Genomic DNA, 15,309 nt, shown 5'->3' with positions numbered 1-15,309 from the left:
CGCCACCCCATGAACTTCTTCCTCCGCATCCGGGCGCTCGTCATCAAGGAGCTGCAGTCCACCTTCGGGAATCCGTCGAGCCGCGCCCTGCTGATCATGCCGGTCATCCTGCAGACCGCGCTCTTCCCCTTCGCCGCGACGCTGGAGGTGAAGAACGCCTCGCTGGCGATCTACAACCGCGACACCGGCGAGGCCTCCAGCGAGCTCGTGCAGCGCTTCGCCCAGTCCGACGCCTTCACCGAGATCCTGCCCATCCACGAGCAAAAAGACATGGAGGCCGCCATCGAGTCCCGCGCGGCCATGCTCGCCGTGAGCATCCCGGAGGACTTCTCCCGCCGCATCGCCGCCGGGGAGACCGCCCCCGTGCAGGTGCTCATGGACGGCCGCCGGTCGAATGGCGCGCAGATCGCCTTCGGCTACCTGCAGGGCATCACCGAGACCTTCCTGAAAGACCGGCTGGCGGAGAAGGGCGCGACGATGCCCTCGGAGACCGTCACCCGCTACTGGTTCAATGCGAACCTGGACTACAAGAACTTCATGCTGCCGAACCTGGTGGCCGTCATCACCACCATCGGCTCGCTGATCCTCACCGCGCTCTCCGTCGCGCGCGAGCGTGAGCAAGGCACCTTCGACCAGCTCCTCGTCTCCCCGCTGACCCCGGAGATGATCATGATCGGCAAGGCGGTGCCCGCCATGCTCGTGGCCTTCTTCCAGGCCACGCTCATCCTCTGCGCCGCCGTCTTCCTCTACCACGTCCCCTTCCAGGGCCACCTGCTGCTGCTCTACCTCGGGATGTTCTTCTACGCGCTCTCGCTGGTCGGCATCGGCCTGCTGATCTCCTCGATCTGCAATACCCAGCAGCAGGCCTTCCTCGGTGCCTTTTCCTTCATGATGCCCGCCATGATGCTCTCCGGCTTTGCCTCGCCGGTGGAGAACATGCCGCGCTGGCTGCAGCTCGCGACGCTGCCGAATCCCATCCGCCACTTCGTGGAAATCGTGAAGGGTGTCTTCCTGAAGGACGCCTCCGTGGAGCGCGTCTTCTCGCTGATCCTGCCGCTCATCCTGATCGGCTTCTGCACGCTAGGCGCGGCCTCGATCATGTTCCGCCGGAAGACCACTTGAGGAAGGCGGGCATCCCTGACCTCCAGACTTTCAACTTGCGCGGGGTGCATCACCCGTTAGAGTCTGCGTCAACCGGACTACGTCCGTTTTTCCAAACGCAACTAAGCAACCACCATGAAACTCGTCAAAATCGCCGCCCTCCTCGCCGCTGCCGCAGGTTCCCTCGTTTCCTCTTCCTGCTGCTCCAGCTCCCCGGCTCCGAAGCCGTCGACGCCGACCTACGTTGCTCCGGCCAAGTAATCTGATTTAGCGGACCTCTAACGTCCGCGTCATGACTCAAACCAGGGTGGACCTCTCCGTGGGTCCACCCTGAATTTTCGCTTGGAAATCATTTTTCTCGCGAATTCCAAAAAACCTCATTTCACTCCCGCCATGCTTCGCATTATCGCTGCCGTTTGTCTGTCCGCCTTCGCGTTCGCCTCCGCTTCCTGCTGCTGCACCGGAGAACCGAAGCCCGCCAAGCTCCGCCCGCTTCCCCACTTCCAGGAAGTCCCGGCAGCCCCAGAGGTGAACTACTCGAAGTAAGTTCGCCCGACCCGATTTTCCCTAAAGCCCCGCCCGGTTCGCCGCGCGGGGCTTTTTCGTGCCGTCATCTTGCGGCCACGGCTCGGACATCTACGTAGTTCTTGATACAGAACGAGTCACAGGTTGCTTCCCGCGGAAATTTTCGGTAACAGGCGGATCACTCCCCATGAAAACACCGGACTCCCCTCCGCGTTTCCACACCACCGTCCGCCACTACCACCGCTACCGCTCCGACAGCCGGAGCTGGGACGACTGGACCGATCTCGAGCGCAAGCCGGGCTCGCGCTGGCGATGGCTCCGGATCGCCGTGCCTGTCGCGCTCGCCGTCATCGGCGTGGTGCTCCTGTTCCTCTACGGCGGCTCCTGAAGCCCCGTCTGCGCACGGGATCACGCTTTGACAATCCACTGGTGGTGACCCACTTTGCCCGCCCGCCGCGAAGTCGCGGCCTTCCGATCATGGGCAAGAGCCTCTACCAAAAAGTGTGGGAAAGCCACAGCGTCGGCACGCTGGCCGACGGTCGCACGCAGCTTTTCATCGGCACCCACCTCATCCACGAGGTGACCTCGCCACAGGCCTTCGGGATGCTCCGCGACCTCGGACTCACGGTGAAGTACCCGCAGCGGACCTTTGCCACCGTGGACCACATCGTGCCCACGGAAAACCAGGACCAGCCCGTCGATCCGCTCGCCGCGGAGATGATGTCCGCCCTGCGGTCGAATTGCGATGACTTCGGCGTCACCTACTTCGACCTCAGCTCCGGCAAGCAAGGCATCGTTCACGTCGTCGGTCCCGAGCAAGGCATCACCCAGCCCGGCACCACCATCGCCTGCGGCGACTCGCACACCGCGACGCACGGAGCCTTCGGCGCGATCGCCTTCGGCATCGGCACCACCCAGGTCCGCGACGTGCTCGCGACCCAGACGCTGGCCATGGAACCGCTGAAGGTCCGCCGCATCGAGGTCACCGGAAAGCTCCGCCCCGGCGTCTATGCGAAGGACGTGACGCTCCACATCATCCGCCTGCTCGGCGCGAAGGGCGGCATCGGCTACGCCTACGAGTATGCCGGCAATGTCTTCGACGACATGTCGATGGAAGAGCGCATGACCGTCTGCAACATGGCCATCGAAGGCGGTGCCCGCTGCGGCTACGTCAATCCGGACGCCAAGACCATCGCCTACCTCAAGGACCGCCCGTATGTGGACATGAGCGACTTCGACGCCACCGCCTCGCGCTGGCTGTCCTTTGCCTCCGATGCGGACGCGGTTTACGACGATATCATCAAGATCGCCGCCGCGGACATCGAGCCGACCGTCACCTGGGGCATCTCCCCGGACCACGGCATCGGCGTCACCGAGAGCATCCCGGATCCCGCCAAGGCCGCGACTGCCCTGGAAAAAGCCAGCATCGACGAAGCGCTCGCCTACATGAAGCTGCCGGCCGGCACGCCGATCAAGGGCGTGAAGATCGACGTCGCCTTCATCGGTTCCTGCACGAATGGCCGTCTCTCCGACTTCCGCGAGGTGGCGAAGTACATCCAGGGCCATCAGGTCGCCCCGGGTGTGAAGGCCATCGCCGTGCCCGGTTCCCAGATCGTGGCCCACCAGTGCGAGCAGGAAGGCATCGACAAGATCTTCACTGCCGCCGGCTTCGAATGGCGCGGCGCGGGTTGCTCGATGTGCCTTGCGATGAATCCCGACAAGCTCGTCGGCGACCAACTCTGCGCGTCCTCGTCGAACCGCAATTTCAAAGGCCGCCAGGGTTCGCCAACCGGCCGCACCGTCCTCATGTCGCCCGTCATGGTGGCCGCCGCCGCCGTGCAGGGCAGCATCGCCGATGCCCGCGAGGTCTTCTCGCTGGAACCGGAGGCGGCTGTCGCGTAGTCTGGCCCGGTATCCCACCCCTAGGCCATATATGAAATCGACACTTCTTCTCTCGCTCTCGTTCTTCCTCGTCTGCGGAGCCGTCTCCGCCCAGGCGAAGACACCGGTCGAAACGCTGCTCGAAGTCACGCGCTACGAGGAAACCGCCATCGAGTCCGCGGTCGCTGCCTTCGACGGCATGATCGACCAGCTCAAGCAGCAGGGCGTTCCGGAAGCCGCCATCAAGGAGATCCGCACCGAAGCCCGCGCGCTTTACGTGAAGATCTTCTCCGGCAAGGAGATGCGCACGAAGACCGAGGAGCTCTACACGAAGCACTTCACCGAGGAGGAAATCCTGGAGCTCACCGAGTTCTACCGCACGCCCCTCGGCCAGAAGACCCTCTCGGCCACGCCCGCGATCATGACCGATGTCATGAAGATCGCGATGCCCGCCATCCAGAAGGAAATGCCGACCTTCCAGCAGAAGATCGGCGAGATCGTCGAAAAGCACACCGCAGGAGCACCCGGCAAGAAAGACGCCGAGTGATCCAGCCCGCGCCATGAGCACCGCCGCGCCGAATCTGCCGGTCACCGCCGCCGAGTATCTCGAAGGAGAGCTGCGGTCGGAAGTCCGGCATGAATTCGTCGACGGTCGCATCTACGCAATGTCCGGCGCGAGCCGGAAGCACAACGAGATCTGCCTCGAAACCGCCCTGATCCTCAAGGACCACCTCCGCGGTGGTCCTTGCCGGACCTACATCGAGGCGGTGAAGGTCCAGATCGCCGACGACATCGGGGAAGCCTACTACTACCCCGATGTCTTCGTGACCTGCGAGCCGGCGGACGACGATTCCCACATCGTCCGCCATCCCAAGCTCATCATCGAGATCCTGTCCCACGGCACCTCACGATATGATCGCGGGGAGAAGCTGGCCGCCTACCAGCGCCTGCCCAGCGTCGAGGAGATCGTTTACATCGAGCAGGACTGGCCGGAGATCTTCCTGCTCCGCCGCTCGGACCGCTGGAAGAAGCACATCTACACCCAGCCTGACTCCCCAGTACACCTCGAGTCCGTCGGGCTCACGCTCACCGTCGCCGATTTCTACCGCTCCGCGCCCTTCCCGGACGACGTGAAGCGACCTTGGTATCTCATCAACCGCGAGGACGGCTGACACCGTCCTCGCCCATCCCTTTCACCACTCTCACCATGGCCCTCGAAAAAGTCACCACCGTCACCGGCCGCGCCGTCTTCATCCCCGGCGCCGACATCGATACCGACCGCATCATCCCGGCGCGGTTCATGAAATGCGTCACCTTCGATGGCCTCGGCGAGTTCGCCTTCTACGACGTGCGCTTCGACCCGACCACCGGCGAGAAGACCGACCACCCGCTGAATGACGAGCGCTTCGACGGCGCGACCATCCTGCTCGCGGGCGTCAATTTCGGCTGCGGCTCCTCCCGCGAGCACGCCCCGCAATCGCTGAGCAAATACGGCTTCAAGGCCGTGGTCGCCGAGTCCTTCGCCGAGATCTTCTTCGGGAACTCCACCGGCCTTGCCATGCCCTGCGTGATGCTCACCGCCGACGAGATCGACCAGCTCCGTCAAGCCGTCGAGGCCGATCCCGCCGTGGAAATCACCCTCGACCTGGTGAAAAAGCGCGTACGCTCGTCCACCGGCCTCGATTTCGGCTTCAACATGCCGGAGTCCGCCCGCGACGCCCTCGTCGCAGGCCGCTGGGATCCCATCCAAGAGCTGCTCGACCGCGAAAGCGACATCGCTACCAAGGCGAAGGAGCTTCACTACGTGTGACTCCCTCCGCGGCACCGTCCCGGACACATTTTGCGTCGTTAGATGAGCTGCCCTCCCGTTGGGTTGACGTGTGGGTAGGGCTGCGATAGGCCTTCGACCCCATGACTGGTATCCGCCTCTTCTTTGCCCTGCTGTTCTCCAGCCTCTGTCTGGCGACAGCCCACGCCCAAGTCGAGGTGAGGATGACTATGGGGCGGAACAATTTCGTCGCGGGCGAATCAGTCCCGGTCTCCATCAGCGTGACCAACCGCTCCGGCCAGGATATCATCCTCCAAGGCAACAACCGCACCGGATGGCTGGACCTGATGGTAAGCAGCCTGAGCGGGAAGCCCCTCACCCCGATGGGCCAGCCGACCTTCGGCGCCGTGAAGATTGGGCTCGGCCAGACGATGAGCCGCACCGTCGATCTCGCGCAGATCTATCCGCTGCAAACGGTGGGAAATTACTCGGTTTACGCCGTCGTCCGGATGCCGGGCCAGGAGAACGGCGTCATGTCCAACCGACTGACCTTCAACTCGAACTCCGCCCGCACCTACTGGACGCAGAAGATCGGCCTGCCAGGAAAACCCGGCCAAGGACGTGAATACAAGGTGCTCCAGTTCAACTCCGGCTCGAAGACGATGCTGTATGCCCAGGTGATCGACACGCGCACCGGCAACTCCATCAAAACCCACCCGCTGGGTGAGGCACTGGTTTTCCGCAAGCCCTCCGTCACCTTGGACAACCGCCAGGTGATGCACGTCCTCTACCTCATCTCCCCTGACATGTGGGGCCACGTCCGCGTCGACTCCGCAGGCAAGCTCCTCGGTCGCGAGCTGCACAAGCGCGGCGCAGGGTCGGATCCCGTTCTCTACACCTCTCGTGACGGTATCGTGGAGGTCGGGAACAGCATCCCCTACGACCCGAGAGCCGAAGCCGAAGCCCGTCGGAAGGTGCGCAAGGCCTCCGACCGACCGACGAATCTTATAAATTGAAAAATTTTCAGGGTGGGCTGGGGAAATGTCCCTTTACATAGTTTTCCTATAAATTTAAAAATTCCGTAACTTCCGGCCCGATTAACAAATTTCCCAACATGAGAAAGCTCTTCCGTTTGCTGCTGCCCATGCTCCTGCTCTGCGCGGCGAGCCTGCCGGCCCAGGCACGCTTTTTCCGCACGGTGATCATCGATCCCGGTCACGGTGGCCATGACAAGGGCGGCCAATGGGGCCAAGTGTATGAGAAGCACCTCGCTCTCGACACCTCCGTCCGTCTGGAAAGCGAGCTGAAGAAGCGCGGCTTCCGCACGGTGATGACCCGCCGCAGCGACTACTTCATCTCGCTGCCGGAGCGTGTCCGCATCGCCAGCCGCTACTCCGACGCCATTTTCGTGAGCGTCCACTACAACTACACGTGGAAGCAGCAGGTGTCCGGTCTGGAGACCTTCTACCACTCCGGCCAGAGCCAGGCGCTCGCCTCCTATGTCCACTCCGGCATGATGAGCAAGGTACGCGCCGTGAACCGCGGCGTGAAATTCGCCCGCTTCTACGTGATCCGGAACACCACGTGCCCGTCCATCCTCGTCGAGTGCGGCTTTGTCAGCAATGCAGGCGAGCGCTCGCGCATGAAGACGGCATGGTTCCGCCAGGCACTTGCCGAAGGCATGGCCGAGGGCATCGCGCGCTTCCGCCGGTCCGGCTGATCCGCTAGAGGTGGCAGCATGTCGTTTGTCACCGGTGCGGCCATGCGGTCGCTGGAGGAGTCCGCATTCAGCAACGGGATCTCCGCGGAGTATCTGATGGACCAGGCGGGTGAAGGGATCGCCCGCCGCCTCCTTGACCACTTTCCCCGGCCCGGGCGCGCCGTCGCCTACCTCGGCAAGGGGAACAATGCCGGAGACGCTCTTGTCGCGCTCCTTCATCTGAGAAATGCCGGTTGGCAGATCTCGCTCAGGGCCGCCTGGCCGGAGTCAGCATGGGGGCCGCTGCCGCTACGCAAGTGGCAGGAGCTGGACTCACCCTCCCCTACCGAGGTCATCCCTGAAGGCCCGAGACCGCTGCTCCTGCTCGATGGCCTCCTTGGCATCGGCGCACGCGGCACCCTTCGCGAGCCACTTGCACCCCTCGCCGAGGAAATGGCCGGGCTTCGCGAATCCCGCGGTGCGATCGTCGCCGCCATGGATCTGCCTTCCGGGATGGACGCGGATACTGGCGAAGGCAGCGGCATCACGGCAGACCTGACCCTCCCGGTCGGGGTCGCAAAGCTGGGGCTCACCACATCCGCGGGCATCGCGAGCGCCGGACGCATCCTGCTGGTTCCCGTCCCGGATCTCCCGCCTCCGGCTGCCGACACGCTCGCATTTTTTTGTCCGGAGTCCTTCCCCGGCCTTCTCGCCCCGCGCCCGCATGATTTCCACAAGGGAAATGCCGGCAGGATCGGCCTTCTCGCCGGATCGCCCGGCATGACCGGTGCCGCCGTGCTCGCCGCCACTGCCGTCCTGCGGGCCGGAGGAGGCCTGATCACGCTGCACGGCGAGCCCGGCTTCCTGTCATCGCTCTCCTCCCCGATGCCTCCGGAGATCATGGTCCGCAGCTCGGCCACGCCGGTCGCGGACGCCTTCTCCGCCGGACATCACGCGCTCATCATCGGCCCCGGCATGGGCAACATGGCCGAGGACCAGAAGCTGGAACTCCTCACACAACTCGCCACCTCGTCCATCCCCGCGGTGCTCGATGCCGACGCGCTGAACCTGCTCGCCACCACCGGCCGCACTGACCTGTTAGAACGCCATCACCTCATCACGCCTCACCCCGGGGAATTCCGCCGCCTCGCTCCGGACCTTGCGGAACTCGACCGGGTGGAAGCCGCCGCGGCTTTCGTCGGGCGTCATCCCTGCACCCTCCTTTTGAAAGGAACGCGCACGCTGGTCGCCACCGCAGGGAAGGCCACCCGCTTCAATCCCACCGGCCACGCCGGCATGGCCTCCGGCGGACAGGGCGACGTGCTGTCGGGCGTCGCCGGGACCTTCCTCGCCCAAGGAGTGCAGCCAGCCGATGCCGCATCGCTCGCCGCCTGGCTCTGTGGCCGTGCCGCCGAGCGAGCCCTCGCGAAGGGCCCGATCACCACCGCGGGTGACACCATCGACGAGCTCGGCGGCGCCATGCGCGACTGGCAGGAAAGACGGCGCTGACGATTTCATCTACTACGAATCCAGTAGCAAAAAACGGCCGCCCCCCGAAGGGAGCGGCCGTTGCCACGATGCGGAAAAATTTCCTCAGGCCTTGTTCAGGACCGCCCGGCCGCTCTCGACGACGAAGGAAGCCTGCGTCTTGAGCGGAGCCCCCGGTCGGGTCACATAGTCCACCGTGCGGAAGTCGCTGCGCCACGACTTCGAGTCGATCACGCAGCTCACGTAACCGCGATGGTCGCCGTGGTACTTCACGAATGGATTCTGGGAGAGCATCGACTCCAGGCCGGCGGGATGATCGGTGCCGTCGCCCTTCGAGGTGATGGAGGTGCAGACGAATTCCGTGCCCGCGCTCGGGGCATCGGCCTGGCTCGGCTCCACCGGCAGTTCGTTCGCCCAGTGGGTATGGATGTCACCGGTGAGCACCACCGGATTCGACACCTTCAGGTCCATGAAGGCGCGCAGCAGAGCCTGGCGTTCCACCTCGTAGCCCGGCCACTGGTCCATGCTATACATCTCCTTCGGCCCCTTCGTGCGATCGACTCGCGCCATCATCACCTGCTGGGCGAGCACGTTCCAGGAGGCACGGGAATTCTTCAGCTCTCCGAGCAGCCAGTCGCGCTGGATCGCGCCGAGCATGGTGCCGTCCGGATTCATCGATGCCGGGCCGGGGCGGTCGCGGTTCGGCTGGTCGGTGCGGTGCTGGCGGGTATCCAGCACGTGGAAGTCCACCAGGCTGCCGTGGCGCACGCTGCGGTAGAGCTTCATGCCCGGGCCCTTCGGGATGCACGCCGCGCGCAGCGGCATGTGCTCGTAGTAGGCCTGGTAGGCCGCCGCACGGCGCAGCAGGAAGTCCTCCTTCGAGGCTGGCCCCTTCTCCTCCGGGATGTCGCCCGCGTAGTTGTTGTCGAATTCATGGTCGTCCCACGTCACCACCCACGGGGCGGCGGCGTGCATCGCCTGCAGCGAGGGATCGGACTTGTACTGCGCGTGGCGGTTGCGGTAGTCCTCCAGCGTGATGATTTCCTGGCTGTTGTGCTTGCGGACTTGGCCTTCGCGGCTCGAGCCCTCGTAGATGTAGTCGCCGAGGTGCAGCACCAGGTCCGGGGCCTCCGCGAGCATGTGCTGGTAGGCGGTGTAGAAGCCCCCCTCGTAGTGCTGGCACGAGGCGAAGGTCATCTTCAGCGGCGATGTCTGGGCCGCCGCGCGATCCGGACTCTCCAGCGTGCGCGTGCGACCGCGCTGGCTGATCTCGGCACCTGCCTTGAATTGATACCAGTACCAGCGGTCCGGCTTCAGGCCGGTCACCTCGACGTGCACCGAATGCGCCCAATCGGGATTCGCGATCTGCTTGCCGCTCGCGACCACCTTCGTCATCGCCTCATCCTCGGCCACCTGCCAGTGAACCCAGACCGACTCGCGCGGCATGCCGCCACCGGCGAGCGGCTCCGGTGCGAGACGCGTCCAGATGACGAAGCCATCCGCGGAGGGATCGCCCGATGCCACCCCGAGCTGGAACGGATACGCTTGGAAAGAAGGCTTCTCCTTCGCCACCGGCTGATTGCTCCACGCACGGCCCGCACCAAGGGCGACAAGCATCGAGCTGGATGCACCGATGAACGAGCGTCGGCTGAGATTCGGCGAGTCGAGGGGGAAGACGGGACGGAAAGGATTCATGGGTGTTAGATAAAGATGATGTGGGAGATCTGTTTCAGCAAAGTGGCCGCGACTCGTCGTGTGGCCCCGCTTTGGCGGCGTGATCACGCGGCGCTGCCGCCTCGCAAAAACAAGAAGTCGCGGCCCCCGCTTCGAAGGGCCGCGACGATAGGAGCCGCCTCCCTCGCATCAAAATCGCTTCGGTTACGATCTTGTCGCGAGATGCGGTGAAAGACCGCCTCCCGGCGTGACGCTCAGTCGCCCGCGCGAAGACCCAGGCGGATGAACTCGGGGCGATTCGTCGTGACCGACAGCGTGCCGAAGCCAAGGAAGCGGCGCGCGGTCGGCACGTCGTCCACGGTCCAGCAGTGATACTCGAAACCTGCATCTTGGATCGTCTTCACAAAGGCCGCGTCGAGACGGGCGTCCGCCTTCGAGCTGAAGCCGTCCGCCTTGATGTCGCGCAGGGTGGCCAGCACCTTGTCCGTCCCGGGATTGAGCGGCAGATCCTTTCCGAAGGAGGCAAGCCAGCAGGCCTTGTAGGCAGGCTTCACCTTCTTCACCTCGGCGATGACCGGGGCTTGGAAGGAGATGATCACGATCTGCTCGTCCTTCAGGCCGGAGGCGGCGAGGTCTTCCATCATGGCGGGCACGATTTCCGGGCCGCACTTCACCTCCACGTAGATCTTCTTCCCGGCGGGCACCGTCGCCGCCACCTCGCTGAGGGTCGGCATCTTCGTGCCCTTGAATTCCGGCTTGAACCACGCACCGGCATCCAGCGCCTGGAGTTCGGCGAGCGTGCTGTCCTTCACCACCAGCTTGGTGCCGCCGCCCGTGCGCTTGGTGTCGCCGTCGTGAATGCAGACGATCTTGCCATCCTTGGTCAGGTAAAAGTCGCCCTCGATCGCGTCCGCGCCCTGCTTCCACGCGAGCTCGAAGGCAGGCAGGGTATTCTCCGGCGCATCGTGGGAGGCACCGCGGTGGGCTACGAGGAATGGCTCGGCGGCATGCATGGCGGTCGCGGCCATGAGGCCGGCGGCGAGGGTGAGAATATGCTTCATGGGATCGGTTCGGGAAAGAACGTCGAGTCCACCCATGCATCTTTCCGATCCGGAGCGCGGAGTCGCAACACTTGTGTCACTCGCCGATTGCTCTCCGGGCGCGGCATGCTTGAATGGCGCGGATGACGAAAGACGACCGGGAGTTCCTTTTCACCCTGCTCAAAACCCCCAGCCCGACCGGTTTCGAGATGCCCGGCCAACGGGTGTGGGCGGACCACCTCCGGCCCTTCGCCACGGAGGTCGCCTGCGACGCCTACGGCTCCACCTGGGCACGGCTCGAGGGCAAGTCGAAGCACACCGTGATGCTCGCCGCCCACGCCGACGAGATCGGCTACATGATCAAGACGATCCAGTCGGACGGCTTCATCCGCATCGACCGCATCGGCGGCAGCGACGCGGCCACCGCACGGGGACGCCGGGTGATTTTCGCCGGGGACAAGGGCCCGGTCATGGGCATCATCGGCAATACCGCCATCCACCTGCGCCGCGACAATCTCGGCGATGAGAAGGCCCCCCAGCCGCACGACCTGTGGGTGGACGTGGGAGCTTCAAACGAAAAGGAAGTCGCCGCGCTCGGCCTGCGGGTCGGCCACCCGGGAGTCTATGAAGACGGCCCGGCGGAGCTGGCGAACAAGCGCCTGATCAGCCGCGCGCTGGATAACCGCATCGGCGGCTACATCATCGCCCAGGTGCTGAAGCGCATCGCCAAGTCGAAGAAGAAGCCCGCCGTGACCCTGCTCTGCATGAATACCGTGCAGGAGGAAATCGGCGGCCACGGCGCGATGATGGCGACGTACCGCCACCAGCCCGACGTCTGCATCTGTCTCGACGTCACGCACGCGACCGACACCCCGGGCATCGATGCGAACAAATTCGGCTCGGTGAAGCTGGGCGGCGGCCCGAGCGTCAGCCACGGCACGGCGAATCACCCGCTGGTGATGAAGCGCCTCATGGAAGTGGCCGCGAAGGCAAAGATCCCTCTCCAGCACGAGGCCAGCAGCCGCTTCACCGGCACGGACACCGACAAGATCTTCAACATCCGCGAAGGCGTCCCGAGCGGACTCGTCTCGCTGCCCCTGCGCTGCATGCACTCGGTGGTGGAGACCGCGCACCTCGATGACATCGAAAGGATCATCGATCTGCTCACGGATTTCGTGCTATCCTTGGGTGCGAAGGACACCTTCCACCAGACCCTATGAAATCCTGGGCCGCCGTGCTGACGCTCGCATGGACCTCCGTGGCTGCCGCCGCGGAAGGGCCCGGCGATGCCGCGCTGTCCTTCCTGCGCAGCCTGAAGAAGGGCAACGCGGTCTTTGCAGTGGGCGACACGGCGGTCTCCCCGGATGTCCCGGAGGAAGAAAAGGCGGACATCGCGGAAAAGCTGAACAAGCTGGGCCGACAGATCCGCCCGGACGACCTCCGGGTGATCGAGGAAAAGCAGGACGGCGACCTGGCCGCCGTCCTCATTTCCCAGGTGACGAATTACGATGCCAGCAGCGTGCAGATCCACGCCGTGGGCCTGGTGAGGAGCGCCGACAAGTGGAAGCCTGCGCCGCTGCCGTCGTCCTTCGACAGCACCGGCCTGAGCTTCCGCCCCGGCTTCCTCGCCCGCGCACGACAATTGGAAGACTGGATGCTGAGCGCCCGCGGCGAGCAATTCGTGAAGCTGAAGGACAATATCTTCACCATGCTCGCCGACGAGATGCGCAAGGTGAAGAGCCTGGACGATCTCCATGAATCGACACCGGAGAAGCTGGCGAACGATTTCCTCAAGGCGCTCGCGGAACGGAACCTGCCGGCCGCGCTCGCCATCGCTGGCGGGCTGGAAGATCCCCGCCCCGCCGATTGGGAGGACACCTTCCAAGCGATCTCCCGCACGCTGCGGAGCCCGAAGATCACCCACCAGAAGTGGCGCCTGCTGGCTGCCCCGGAAGTGCTCCGCGCCATCGTGCACGTGGACTCGGATGGCGATGACCGGCTGGCAAGCCTGGTGGTCCTCGATCCCGGCGACTACTCCACACGGCCCCGGCCAAAGATGGTCCACCTCCCCTTTCTCCGCTCGAAGGCGGGCCTGTGGCGCGTGCGACTGCCGCAGGAATTCCTCGCCGCCGCGACGCAGAGACCCGGCCAGGATGAGGAGGACGACGGATTCGATGCCGACCTGCTTGCCAAGTTCCCGGCGAAGCTGGCCGAGCGATATCCCGCTGTGAACGAACCGGACGCACGCGCCGCGGCGAAGGCCGTGCTCGCCTCCCTGCGCGAGGTCACGCTCGATCCGCTGATTCCCCGGCTCGACCTCACCTCGAATCCGGAGGCCGCGCTCGATGCATTGGGGCGGGCAGCACGGCTTTGGCAACGCTTTCACCAGACCGACGACCTGGCCTCGCCGGTGATCCTCGATGTCCACGAGTCGGGCGATGACGCCGTTGCGCTGGTCCAGCTCGTATCCGGCAAGTCTCCCGAGACCGCCCGTATCGAGACGCTCTTCCTGCGGCGCGGCGAAGGCGGCTGGCGGGCAAACCCCGGTCTCTCCGGACCCGGTGCTCTCGCCCAGGTGAAAGACGCCACCGAGATCAGCAAGTGGATCGCCGATGCCTCGAAGGCCCGCAACGAGGATTGGGCGAACGGACTGGTCCAGAGCATCGGCGGCATCGCCGCTGACACCGCGCCATCGGAAGAGGACGCGCGCCGGATCGTGGAGGAGTGGCGCAAGGCCATCTCCAGCGGTGACGCCGCGACCATGCTGGATCGCTCCGCGTGCTTCGACGACAAGGAAGGCCGCAGCAAGCTGCTTCGCAACTCCGGCTACGAATTACTCTCCCGCCAGCAGGGCGAGATCCTCGGCGTGAATCGCGCCGGGCGCTGGGCCGTCGTCTCGGTTCGCATTCCCCCCGCCGCCGGTGACGACTCGGCGGACGCCTACGCGATGCACGTGGTGGCCACCACGCCCGCCGGCCCGAGGGTGCTGGCGGAGCTGGATTTCTTCGACCCGCTCACGCGTTCCCGCGAATTCCTGAACCGCCGCCTGTGGGAGCGCGTGGCCGCACGCCTGCCCGATGGCGCGCGCGGCGAGCTGGAGTCGATCTACGAGAAACATCGTACCATTTCCGCCGCCGACCGCGAGCGCCGCCTGAATCCCACCGAATGAGCGACCTCATCTCCGCCCGCCAAACCGCCCGCCGCCTGGAAGACGCCGTCCGCACCGTGGTGCGCGGCCAGGACGCCGCCCTGCGAAACATCCTCGCCAGCCTCGCCGCCGGTGGCCACGTGCTCGTCGAGGACGTCCCCGGCACTGGGAAGACCACGCTCGCCAAGGCGATTGCCCGCGCGGTCGATGGCGCCGCCTTCAAGCGCGTCCAATTCACGCCCGACCTCCTGCCGGGCGACATCCTCGGCGTCTCGATCTTCGATCCCCGCAGCCAGGAATTCCGCTTCCGTCCGGGCCCGATCTTCGCGGACATCCTGTTGGCAGACGAGATCAACCGCGCCTCGCCGCGCACGCAGTCGGCCCTGCTGGAAGCCATGGCCGAGCGCCAGGCGACCATCGATGGAGAGCGCCACGATCTGAATGGCCTCTTCTTCGTCATCGCCACGCAGAACCCGGTCGAGTTCCGCGGAACCTACCCGCTGCCGGAGGCGCAGATGGACCGCTTCATGGTGCAGAGCCGTCTCGGCTACGTCACCCCGGAGGAAGAGCGGAGCATTCTTTCCGACCAGATCGACACGCATCCGGTCGATCGCCTGCAGCCGGTGATCAATCGCGACGATCTCGTGGGCCTGCTGGAGGCCACCCGCACGGTGCGCATCAGCGATGAGCTACGCGGCTACATCGTGGACATCGTCTCCGCCACCCGCGGCCGCGATGACGTGCAGCTCGCCGCCAGCCCGCGAGCCTCGATTGCGCTGATGAAGATGTCGCAGGCGCTATCCCTTTTCGAAGGCCGTGAATTCGTCGTGCCCGAGACCATCCAGGCGGTCGCTGCGGATGTCATCGCGCACCGCATGGTCATCGCCCCGGAGGCAAAGCTCTCCGGCGTGACAGGCCGCCAAATCATCGCCGACCTCCTCACGGAGATCCCGGTGCCGGTGTGATACCGGCAGCCGGGGACGGC

Annotated in this window: 16 protein-coding genes; 14 read left to right on the top strand and 2 right to left on the bottom strand. The window is 65.0% G+C overall.

Going from position 1 to position 15,309, the window contains the following annotated elements; all coding sequences use genetic code 11:
• Positions 1–9 precede the first annotated feature (9 nt).
• The 11 genes from OKA04_RS22830 to OKA04_RS22780 all read left to right on the top strand — a co-directional run bounded on the left by OKA04_RS22830 (position 10) and on the right by OKA04_RS22780 (position 8,483).
• Positions 10–1,122, top strand: coding sequence for an ABC transporter permease (locus tag OKA04_RS22830; RefSeq protein ID WP_264503542.1), 1,113 nt, complete (start codon positions 10–12; stop codon positions 1,120–1,122).
• 114 nt (positions 1,123–1,236) lie between these two features.
• Positions 1,237–1,362, top strand: a complete 126-nt coding sequence (locus OKA04_RS22825) for a hypothetical protein (RefSeq protein ID WP_264503541.1) — start codon at positions 1,237–1,239, stop codon at positions 1,360–1,362.
• 132 nt (positions 1,363–1,494) lie between these two features.
• Positions 1,495–1,647, top strand: a complete 153-nt coding sequence (locus OKA04_RS22820) for a hypothetical protein (RefSeq protein ID WP_264503540.1) — start codon at positions 1,495–1,497, stop codon at positions 1,645–1,647.
• 166 nt (positions 1,648–1,813) lie between these two features.
• On the top strand, positions 1,814–2,014 hold the full coding sequence (locus OKA04_RS22815; protein ID WP_264503539.1) for a hypothetical protein: 201 nt from the start codon (positions 1,814–1,816) through the stop codon (positions 2,012–2,014).
• 89 nt (positions 2,015–2,103) lie between these two features.
• Entirely contained in the window at positions 2,104–3,528 is a 1,425-nt protein-coding gene (gene leuC / locus OKA04_RS22810; protein WP_264503538.1) for a 3-isopropylmalate dehydratase large subunit, read from the top strand.
• A gap of 31 nt (positions 3,529–3,559) precedes the next feature.
• Entirely contained in the window at positions 3,560–4,054 is a 495-nt protein-coding gene (locus OKA04_RS22805) for a DUF2059 domain-containing protein (RefSeq protein ID WP_264503537.1), read from the top strand.
• A 13-nt stretch (positions 4,055–4,067) separates the two neighbouring features.
• Positions 4,068–4,679: a Uma2 family endonuclease gene (locus OKA04_RS22800; protein WP_264503536.1), complete on the top strand. Its 612-nt coding sequence runs from the start codon at positions 4,068–4,070 to the stop codon at positions 4,677–4,679.
• Positions 4,680–4,714: 35 nt separating this feature from the next.
• On the top strand, positions 4,715–5,317 hold the full coding sequence (leuD, locus tag OKA04_RS22795) for a 3-isopropylmalate dehydratase small subunit (RefSeq protein ID WP_264503535.1): 603 nt from the start codon (positions 4,715–4,717) through the stop codon (positions 5,315–5,317).
• Positions 5,318–5,418: 101 nt separating this feature from the next.
• Positions 5,419–6,291 (top strand): arrestin family protein, encoded by an 873-nt coding sequence (locus tag OKA04_RS22790; RefSeq protein WP_264503534.1) that lies wholly within the window; start codon positions 5,419–5,421, stop codon positions 6,289–6,291.
• A 98-nt stretch (positions 6,292–6,389) separates the two neighbouring features.
• Entirely contained in the window at positions 6,390–6,995 is a 606-nt protein-coding gene (locus OKA04_RS22785; protein WP_264503533.1) for an N-acetylmuramoyl-L-alanine amidase, read from the top strand.
• Between the two features lie 18 nt (positions 6,996–7,013).
• On the top strand, positions 7,014–8,483 hold the full coding sequence (locus OKA04_RS22780; protein ID WP_264503532.1) for an NAD(P)H-hydrate dehydratase: 1,470 nt from the start codon (positions 7,014–7,016) through the stop codon (positions 8,481–8,483).
• Positions 8,484–8,567: 84 nt separating this feature from the next.
• On the opposite strand, the gene OKA04_RS22775 is transcribed toward OKA04_RS22780, so the two are convergent.
• Together OKA04_RS22775 and OKA04_RS22770 are read right to left on the bottom strand one after the other, a co-directional pair.
• On the bottom strand, positions 8,568–10,157 hold the full coding sequence (locus tag OKA04_RS22775; RefSeq protein ID WP_264503531.1) for an alkaline phosphatase D family protein: 1,590 nt from the start codon (positions 10,155–10,157) through the stop codon (positions 8,568–8,570).
• A gap of 233 nt (positions 10,158–10,390) precedes the next feature.
• Positions 10,391–11,197: a glycerophosphodiester phosphodiesterase gene (locus OKA04_RS22770; RefSeq protein WP_264503530.1), complete on the bottom strand. Its 807-nt coding sequence runs from the start codon at positions 11,195–11,197 to the stop codon at positions 10,391–10,393.
• A 122-nt stretch (positions 11,198–11,319) separates the two neighbouring features.
• Here OKA04_RS22770 and OKA04_RS22765 point away from each other — a divergent pair, with 122 nt between their 5' ends.
• Genes OKA04_RS22765 through OKA04_RS22755 form a run of 3 tightly spaced genes read left to right on the top strand, consistent with a single transcriptional unit; the run spans position 11,320 to position 15,289 of the window.
• On the top strand, positions 11,320–12,396 hold the full coding sequence (locus tag OKA04_RS22765; protein ID WP_264503529.1) for a M42 family metallopeptidase: 1,077 nt from the start codon (positions 11,320–11,322) through the stop codon (positions 12,394–12,396).
• Positions 12,393–14,345: a hypothetical protein gene (locus OKA04_RS22760; RefSeq protein WP_264503528.1), complete on the top strand. Its 1,953-nt coding sequence runs from the start codon at positions 12,393–12,395 to the stop codon at positions 14,343–14,345. Before OKA04_RS22765 ends, OKA04_RS22760 begins: the two co-directional genes overlap by 4 nt.
• Positions 14,342–15,289, top strand: a complete 948-nt coding sequence (locus OKA04_RS22755; protein WP_264503527.1) for an AAA family ATPase — start codon at positions 14,342–14,344, stop codon at positions 15,287–15,289. The genes OKA04_RS22760 and OKA04_RS22755 overlap by 4 nt, the downstream gene beginning before the upstream one ends.
• Positions 15,290–15,309: the final 20 nt, after the last annotated feature.

The sequence above is a fragment of the Luteolibacter flavescens genome (assembly GCF_025950085.1).
Classification (GTDB): Bacteria; Verrucomicrobiota; Verrucomicrobiia; order Verrucomicrobiales; family Akkermansiaceae; genus Haloferula; species Haloferula flavescens.
This window is presented reverse-complemented; position numbering and strand designations above follow the sequence as displayed.

Bases quoted from the DNA above. Each gene is read 5' to 3' on its own strand.
- OKA04_RS22830 (WP_264503542.1), top strand. From the start codon at position 10: ATGAACTTCTTCCTCCGCATCCGGGCGCTCGTCATCAAGGAGCTGCAG.
- OKA04_RS22825 (WP_264503541.1), top strand. From the start codon at position 1,237: ATGAAACTCGTCAAAATCGCCGCCCTCCTCGCCGCTGCCGCAGGTTCC.
- OKA04_RS22820 (WP_264503540.1), top strand. From the start codon at position 1,495: ATGCTTCGCATTATCGCTGCCGTTTGTCTGTCCGCCTTCGCGTTCGCC.
- OKA04_RS22815 (WP_264503539.1), top strand. From the start codon at position 1,814: ATGAAAACACCGGACTCCCCTCCGCGTTTCCACACCACCGTCCGCCAC.
- leuC (WP_264503538.1), top strand. From the start codon at position 2,104: ATGGGCAAGAGCCTCTACCAAAAAGTGTGGGAAAGCCACAGCGTCGGC.
- OKA04_RS22805 (WP_264503537.1), top strand. From the start codon at position 3,560: ATGAAATCGACACTTCTTCTCTCGCTCTCGTTCTTCCTCGTCTGCGGA.
- OKA04_RS22800 (WP_264503536.1), top strand. From the start codon at position 4,068: ATGAGCACCGCCGCGCCGAATCTGCCGGTCACCGCCGCCGAGTATCTC.
- leuD (WP_264503535.1), top strand. From the start codon at position 4,715: ATGGCCCTCGAAAAAGTCACCACCGTCACCGGCCGCGCCGTCTTCATC.
- OKA04_RS22790 (WP_264503534.1), top strand. From the start codon at position 5,419: ATGACTGGTATCCGCCTCTTCTTTGCCCTGCTGTTCTCCAGCCTCTGT.
- OKA04_RS22785 (WP_264503533.1), top strand. From the start codon at position 6,390: ATGAGAAAGCTCTTCCGTTTGCTGCTGCCCATGCTCCTGCTCTGCGCG.
- OKA04_RS22780 (WP_264503532.1), top strand. From the start codon at position 7,014: ATGTCGTTTGTCACCGGTGCGGCCATGCGGTCGCTGGAGGAGTCCGCA.
- OKA04_RS22775 (WP_264503531.1), bottom strand. From the start codon at position 10,157: ATGAATCCTTTCCGTCCCGTCTTCCCCCTCGACTCGCCGAATCTCAGC.
- OKA04_RS22770 (WP_264503530.1), bottom strand. From the start codon at position 11,197: ATGAAGCATATTCTCACCCTCGCCGCCGGCCTCATGGCCGCGACCGCC.
- OKA04_RS22765 (WP_264503529.1), top strand. From the start codon at position 11,320: ATGACGAAAGACGACCGGGAGTTCCTTTTCACCCTGCTCAAAACCCCC.
- OKA04_RS22760 (WP_264503528.1), top strand. From the start codon at position 12,393: ATGAAATCCTGGGCCGCCGTGCTGACGCTCGCATGGACCTCCGTGGCT.
- OKA04_RS22755 (WP_264503527.1), top strand. From the start codon at position 14,342: ATGAGCGACCTCATCTCCGCCCGCCAAACCGCCCGCCGCCTGGAAGAC.